The sequence below is a fragment of the Pontibacter brevis genome (genome assembly GCF_054779655.1).
Genome location: NZ_BAAGXV010000016.1, coordinates 182,415 through 190,590 on the forward strand (window position 1 = coordinate 182,415; position 8,176 = coordinate 190,590).

Annotated in this window: 3 protein-coding genes; all 3 read left to right on the forward strand. The window is 53.1% G+C overall.

Annotated elements, in window-relative coordinates; all coding sequences use genetic code 11:
- Positions 1–74 precede the first annotated feature (74 nt).
- The 3 genes from ACYVB1_RS04720 (at position 75) to ACYVB1_RS04730 (ending at position 8,071) form a co-directional block, all read left to right on the forward strand.
- Positions 75–4,172 carry a glycosyl hydrolase gene (locus tag ACYVB1_RS04720; RefSeq protein ID WP_460921103.1) on the forward strand — a complete coding sequence of 1,366 codons (4,098 nt, stop codon included), beginning with the start codon at positions 75–77 and terminating at the stop codon, positions 4,170–4,172.
- Positions 4,173–4,482: 310 nt separating this feature from the next.
- Positions 4,483–6,846 carry a beta-L-arabinofuranosidase domain-containing protein gene (locus ACYVB1_RS04725; RefSeq protein ID WP_460921105.1) on the forward strand — a complete coding sequence of 788 codons (2,364 nt, stop codon included), beginning with the start codon at positions 4,483–4,485 and terminating at the stop codon, positions 6,844–6,846.
- Between the two features lie 379 nt (positions 6,847–7,225).
- The gene (locus tag ACYVB1_RS04730; protein ID WP_460921107.1) at positions 7,226–8,071 is read left to right on the forward strand and encodes a glycoside hydrolase family 16 protein; all 846 of its coding nucleotides are present in this window, start codon (positions 7,226–7,228) and stop codon (positions 8,069–8,071) included.
- Positions 8,072–8,176 lie beyond the last annotated feature (105 nt).

The window sequence follows — 8,176 nt, forward strand, 5'->3', positions numbered from 1 at the left end:
TTGCATCAGTCCAGAATGCTATCTTGGAGCACCCTGTTCCTATTTGCTCCTCCACACCCTCATTACAAAACCTGATGAAAAGAAGAACCTTCCTCAAAAATACGAGTGCCGCAGGGCTGCTAACCCTGATTACTCCAGCAGGTATATTCCAGACATTGCGCCACCGCGCGCAGACAAGCCTGGAAGAGAGCTTTATCACGCCTCCGGCATCAGCCCGGCCCCACACCTGGTGGCACTGGATGAACGGGAATGTAACGAGAGAAGGCATTACGCTGGACCTGGAGGCTATGCAACGTGTTGGCGTGGGCGGTTTTCAGAACTTTGATGCCGGTACCGGTATTCCGGAAGGACCAGTGAAGTACCTGAGCCCGGAGTGGCTGGAACTGAAAAAACATGCTATACGGGAGGCCGACCGACTGGGGCTGGAGTTTACGATGCACAACTGCCCGGGTTGGTCGTCGAGTGGCGGCCCCTGGATAACACCGGAGCTGGGCATGCAGCAGCTTACCTGGAGCGAGGCCAGTGTAAAGGGTGGAAGAAGAATTAAGATAGCCTTGCCAAAGCCTTTCACCAACCTGAAACATTACCGGGACATTGCAGTGCTGGCTTACCCGTCTCTGCAGGGAGAGGAGCCGCTGCAGGACCTGGTGAAAAGCGTTTCCTCCAGCAGCGGACCTGTTCACCTGAAACAGTTGACGGGGGAGGACCCGCAGGGCGTAACGGTGCAGCCGGGAGCAGGAGAACAGCCTGCCTGGCTGCAGTTCGAGTTTAAGGTTCCGTATGAGGCGCGCTCCCTCACATTTGTTGGTTCACATGTCGGTTCAGGGGGATGGGGTGGCGCACCTGCTGATAGCTTGACATTAGAAGCCTCTGACGACGGCGTACAGTTCCGGGAGGTAAGTGCCATCACGTCTGCTGCTGAAATGGGGCGCTCTGGCGAAGAGGCTCTGATGGTAGCCGAGCTTCCTGCCACCAAAGCACGATATTTCCGGCTTACCTCACCCAAGGAGAGAAAGTACACCCAGGTGCGCTTCTCCGGCGCTCCCCGCCTGGAGGACTGGTTGAAAAGAGCCAATTACAAGTTTACCGGCGATGGTGTGGCCGATGCATCCGGTACAGCAGCCTCAGCCGCATCTGTTATCGATCTGAACCGCGTGACAGATATTACAAAGTACATGGACGAGCAGGGGCAGTTGAACTGGAAAGCACCAAGAGGCAACTGGACCATCCTGCGCCTGGGCTTCACCGCACTTGGTACGCTCAACCGCTCCGCACCCGACACAGGGGTGGGGCTGGAGTGCGACAAGTACAGCGCAGAGGCTATTACTTTCCATTTCAACAAAATGATGGAAGAGCTGCTGCCTTCGCTGCAGCCTTTGGCAAGAAAAGGTAAAGTAGGCCTGCTGATTGACTCCTATGAAGTAGGGATGCAGAACTGGACCCCAAAGTTTGAGCAGGAGTTCCAGAAGCGCATGGGCTACGCACTGGTAAAGTACCTGCCCGCCATGACCGGGCGTGTGGTAGGAAGCCCGGAGGTATCCGATCGTTTTCTCTGGGACCTGCGCCGTGCCCAGGCCGACCTGATGGCAGACAATTACTACGGAAAATTTACGGACCTGTGCCACCAGCACGGCATTATTTCCTACACCCAGCCCTACGACAGAGGTCCGATGGAGGAGATGCAGATCGGCTCCAGGATGGACACCAATGTGGGGGAATTCTGGAACAGTCTTTCCACCATCTTCCAGAACAACTGGACCATGCGCCGGACCATGAAGCTTTCTGCTTCCATTGCGCACGTAAACGGGCAGAAAGTGGTGGCCGCCGAGTCTTTTACCGGCGAGCCTGAATCGGCCCGCTGGCAGGAGTACCCCTTTGCCCTGAAGGCTTTAGGTGATAAAAAATTCACAGAAGGCTTAAACCGGGTTGTCTTCCACCGCTTTGCGCATCAGCCGCACCCTACTGCCAAACCCGGTATGACGATGGGGCCCTGGGGCATTCATTTCGACCGTACCAATACCTGGTGGGAACCCGGCAAAGCCTGGATGAGCTACCTCACCCGTTGCCAAAGCCTGTTGCAGCAGGGACTGTTTGTGGCAGACCTGGCATATTTTACCGGCGAGAGCCCCGGAGGCTACACTATTGTTGATAGGGAGGAACTGAATCCACCGCCTCCAAAAGGCTACGACTATGACCTGATGAACGCGGAGGTGCTGCTGAAGCGCGTGAAAATAGAAAATGGCCGTATCACGCTGCCGGATGGCATAAGTTACCGGGCACTGGTACTGCAAGAGCCCAAAGGCATAACCTTAGGACTGCTGCGCAAACTGCAGGAACTGGTAAACCAGGGAATGGTGCTGATAGGCCCGAAACCAGCGCGTATGCTGGGGCTGCAGAACTTTCCGGATGAGCGTGACACATTCACCCAGGTTACAACTGCCCTGTGGGGAGATAACAGCAGCGGCACCGGGGAAAAGGCAGTAGGGCAAGGCCGCGTGTATTGGGGCAAGCCCCTGCCGGAAGTGCTGGAAGCACTGGCGCTGAAACCAGACTTCCAGGTTTCTTCCCGCTCCGGCGACGCCCCCATTACTTATATTCACCGCCGCATCGAGGATGCTGACGTTTATTTCCTGGCCAATCAGCGGAGAAAGCAAGAAGATTTAGTTTGTACGTTCCGTGTGAAAGACCGGCAGCCGGAATTCTGGGATGCCGATACTGGTACCATCACACCAGTAGGCATTTACGAGCAGGTAGGCGAACAGATGCGCGTGCCGGTACAACTGGCGCCTTCCGGATCTGTGTTTGTGGTGTTCCGTTCCTCTGCTCCTAGGCGGCATGTGCAGGCTGTGTTAAATGGCAGTACCACCCTGCTTGGCGCCCAACCCTATCCAACGGAGCCACGTGAGCTGTTCAAAGATGTGTCGGGCAATTTTACGGTCAGTTTCTGGGCTAAGCCTGAGTTCAACGTCATGCTCAGTACCCAGAATTTCATGGACAATATCAAAGACCCCTGGACCGACTACTATGCCATTTACCCTCCTCCCGGGGCGCAGTATTATGGTGAGGGGCGTGCCGCGGCCGGATTAACAGTAGGTCGCAACGGAGTAGCCGTGTGGGAGCACGGGAAAGGTAAGCCCGTGCTGGCGCTGGCTGCGCCGGTCTCTGTTTCAGGGTGGAGCCATGTGGCACTGGTGTATCAGGACAATGTACCCTCTGTTTATTTGAACGGGAAGTTGGTGGAACACGGGAAGAAAAGCGGAAACATCGTACACCCGGGGCTGGGACATGCTTTCCTGGAGGAAGGAGCTTCGTATTACAACGGCGATACGACAGCACCGGAACTACTGAACGAAGCGGCAGGAGAGGAGCGCATCCGGCAGCTGGCCGCTCAAAATGTTCCCGCCCGAAATCAATTACCAGTGGTGGAGCATTTCGGCCAGGGAAAGCCAGGGCTCCTTTTCTGGCAGGATGGCCGGTATACGCTGCGCGACAACACCGGGCGCAATACTTCTTTGCAGGTATCCGGTCTTGGCAGGCCGCAGGAGTTGAGTGGCACATGGCAGGTGAGTTTTCCACCTGATTTGGGAGCGCCGGCCAATATTACCCTGCCTAAGCTGATGTCCCTGCACCAACACCCAGAGGACGGAGTAAAGTACTTCTCCGGCACAGCCACCTACCAGAAAACATTTGAGATACCCGCCCGGACTGCCGCTGGGCTGAGAAATTCGGACCAGCGCCTGTTCCTGGACCTGGGGCAGGTGGAGGTGCTGGCGCAGGTGTTCGTGAATGGGAAGGATCTGGGCATCTTCTGGAAGCGGCCTTATTTAGTGGACGTGACAGATGCTGTGAAAGCGAGTTCTAATAACCTGGAAGTGCATGTGACGAACCAATGGCCAAACCGCCTGATAGGGGATGCACAGTTGCCGGACGTGTACGAGTATGCCCCGGGAGCCGGAGGCAGTGGTTTTGCCAGTCTGAGCGGTGGCGCCATCCAGCAGCTGCCGGAATGGTACAAGGAGGGTAAGCCGAAGCCGAATGATGGCAAAGTGGCCTTTACTACCTGGAAACACTACACCAAGGATTCTCCCCTGCTGGAGTCCGGGCTAGTTGGGCCCGTGGTCTTGCGTCCGGCTATTCATAAATCTTTGGTGGAGTATGTGTCGAAAAGTTAAAGCAGGCTAGTGAGCGAGGCTGCAATATTATAAAAACATGTATTGCCCAAGGTCACTGTTACACGACCAGTTTATAGATAATGAATCATTTTTTCTTTAACTCCAGCGGTACGGTCTGTTATGCATAGACTGCTCCGCTGGAGTTAAAAGTGGATGAGGGAATGAAAAATGATGCTAAATTGAACTGCTGGAAAGGGAACTTCTGATTTAGAATTTTACTTCTTTCATGTATATTTAAGTGTTTAATTTACACTTGAAGCGTTAGGATGGTCTTTCCTGCAGGTAAAAGCAAAGCCTTAATATCTAGAAGATGAAGTTTAAATTCCTTAGTTGTATCCTTTTATTGTTGGTGCCGGTTATTGGCTTCAGCCAAAACAGTTCGTTAAAAAGCTTTCCCCTCTCTTCCGTTACCTTACTGGAAAGCCCTTTTCAGCAGGCACAGCAAACCGATATGCGTTATATTCTGGCGCTTGATCCGGACAGGCTGCTGGCACCTTACCTGCGCGAAGCTGGTATAACGCCCAAAGCAAAAAGCTATGGTAACTGGGAAAATACAGGGCTTGACGGTCACATCGGCGGACATTACCTTACGGCCTTGTCCCTGATGTATGCTTCTACTGGTAACAAGGAACTCCTGCAAAGACTCAACTATATGGTGGATCAACTGGAGGCCTGCCAGCAAAAAAACGGGAACGGCTATGTAGGAGGCGTGCCGGGCGGCGAGGCAATGTGGCAGGAAGTGGCGCAAGGAAAGATTAATGCCGGTGGCTTCTCCCTGAATGATAAGTGGGTGCCCTGGTACAACATTCACAAGACCTACGCCGGACTGCGGGACGCCTACCTGTTTGCAGGAAATGAAAAAGCAAAGAACATGCTGGTCAAGCTTTCTGACTGGTGCCTGAATCTTACAGAAAACCTGACAGACGAGCAGATACAGGAGATGCTGCGCAGCGAGCATGGCGGCATGAACGAGGTGTTTGCGGATGTAGCGGAAATCACCGGTGATAAGAAATACCTGGAACTGGCACGTAAGTTCTCCCACCGTTCTATCCTGGAGCCTTTGCTGGCTGAGAAAGACCAGTTAAATGGCCTGCATGCCAATACACAGATTCCTAAAGTAATTGGCTACAAGCGTGTGTCCGAGGTGGCCGGAGACCAGCAGTGGGCGGATGCGGCGGCCTTCTTCTGGGGAGAAGTAGTAGGCGACAGAACCGTGTCTATCGGCGGTAACAGCGTAAGAGAGCACTTCCACCCGGACAATGACTTTTCCTCTATGGTGGAGTCGAAGGAGGGGCCGGAGACCTGCAACACCTATAACATGCTGAAACTGTCGAAGCAACTGTATCTGTCCAGTGCCTCCACAGCCTATATTGATTTTTACGAGCGTGGCCTCTACAACCATATCCTTTCTTCGCAGCACCCCACAAGAGGCGGCTTCGTTTACTTTACACCGATGCGGCCGAGGCACTACCGGGTATACTCGCAGCCGGAAGAGGATTTCTGGTGCTGTGTTGGCTCAGGCCTCGAGAACCATGGCAAGTACGGAGAACTCATCTACGCCCATAACGACAAGGACCTTTTTGTAAACCTGTTCATCCCTTCCACCCTTAACTGGAAGGAGCGTGGCGTGGCGGTAACACAGCGTACAAGTTTCCCTTTTGAGGAGGCCTCCGAAATAAAACTAAGCCTGCAGAAGCCACAGAAGTTTGCCCTGCATATCCGTCGTCCGGATTGGGTGAAAGCTGACGGAATGAAGGTGCGTGTAAACAACAAAGAGGTAAAAATAAAATCAGAATCTTCTTCTTATGTAACGGTGGAGCGCAGGTGGAAGTCAGGCGATGTGGTGTCGGTTGTGCTACCAATGGAGACAAGGGCAGAATACCTGCCTGATAATTCGCCATGGGTGTCGTTTGTGCACGGGCCTATTGTGTTAGCTGCTGCCACAGACACAACAGATCTGCAGGGACTGCTGGCAGATGGCAGCCGCATGGGGCATATCGCCCATGGCCCGAACTATTCAGTAGAAGAGGCCCCTGTGCTTATACCGGCCGGTAAAAGCCTGACGGCAAGCTTGAAACCAGTGGCAGGGAAACCTCTGACTTTTACCGCTTCCAGCCTGATTGCTTCAGATAAATATAAAAATGTGGAACTGGTGCCTTTCTTCCAGGTGCACGACGCTCGTTATATGGTGTACTGGCCGGTAACAACCACAGAAGAACTGGAGGCCCGGAAAAAGAAACTGCGCGAAGAAGAGGAGGTAAAAAGGGCGCTGGAAGCCAGTACAATTGACCTGGTGGCGCCGGGAGAGCAGCAGCCGGAGTCGGACCACAATTACCGCGGAGAGAAAACGGAAGCAGGTGTGCACCGTGACCGCCACTGGCGCCATGCCAGCGGCTGGTTCAGTTACGACCTGAAAGACAGGAACAAGGAAGCTAGAAAGCTGCGTGTCACCTATTACGGCCAGGACAAAGACCGCCAGTTTGATATTCTAGTGAATGGTAAGCTCCTGAAATCCGTGATTCTGGATGGCGCACAGGGAGATACCTTCTATGAGGTAGACTATGCCCTTCCTGCCGAACTGGTAAAGGCTTCAAACGGGGTGTTGACCGTGAAGTTCGCTGCCCACAAAGGTTCTGTGGCAGGAGGTATATATGGTGTTCGCCTGTTAAGGTAATTGCCTTAATTGAAGCGGCTATAGTTTCTTGTCCTTAGACTGCTGGCGTGTTGGGTGCGGGTAACCTCTACGTTTGTCCGGCCGGGTTCGGTTCGGATTGTCAGGAACTCCGGAGATACTTCCCAACATAGCCTACAACACCTGGAGGGCAAAAGGCTGTCGCTTGTGTAAAAAGGTGGTGTCGAAACAGACCTTCAGCGTTCGACAGGGGAAGCAGCAAGCCATGCGTTCGCTGCCACCCGGTGCGGTGCCATGTTTGGTAGCTCTAAAAAGAGTATATTACAGGTATAATCTTTACTTGTATGAGCTTACCTAAACCTGTTCAGCAATGATAAGAACTTTACTCTCTCCGGCTAGGCAAAAAACGATGTATAAATTTATGCCAGTGTTATGTCTCGCAGTGCTTACCATGTCCTGTAGGAGCAAAACACAGGAAACATCTGCTCCTGTCACAACAGCACCAAAGCCGCAAGCCGCGCAAAGTACAGGCTGGACATTTAAAAGTGAGCCTGTCTGGGCCGACGAATTTAACTATACCGGCCAGCCGGACCCTGCTAAATGGGGATACGATATTGGCGGCAGTGGCTGGGGAAACAATGAACTGCAGTACTATACCGACAGCAGAAGCAATTCCAGCGTAGCAGACGGAGCCCTTACCATTACAGCACGTAAAGAGAACGTGCAGGACAATGAATATTCCTCAGCCAGGATGGTCTCAAAGCACAAAGGAGACTTTCTGTATGGCAGGTTTGAGATTAAGGCGAAGCTCCCGACAGGTAAAGGTACCTGGCCCTCCCTCTGGATGCTACCAACAGACAATGCCTATGGTGGCTGGCCAAAGTCAGGGGAGATAGACATCATGGAGCACGTAGGGTATGACCAGGACAGGGTACATGTAACGGTGCATACCGAAGCTTATAACCATACGAAAGGAACCCAAAGAGGGAAGAACAAAGTCGTTGAAACTGCAAGCACAGATTTTCATCTATACCGCATTGACTGGACACCTGATGCTATCAGAGGGTACATAGACGACCAGCCGGTCTTCGAATTTATGAACGAAGGCACTGGCCCTGCAGCCTGGCCCTTCGACAAGCGCTTCCACCTCCTGATGAACATTGCAGTAGGAGGCAACTGGGGTGGGGCAGAAGGTGTTGTTCCGGATGTATTCCCGCAGGCAATGGAGGTGGATTATGTGCGGGTGTATGAAATGGTGGAGAGGTAGGTTTAGGCTGTGTCTGATGAATCAAACGAAAGACCCTGTTAGCTTGTTAGTAAGTCATGAGACGATACGAGTTAACTGACGAACAGTGGGAGAAGATATCGCCTT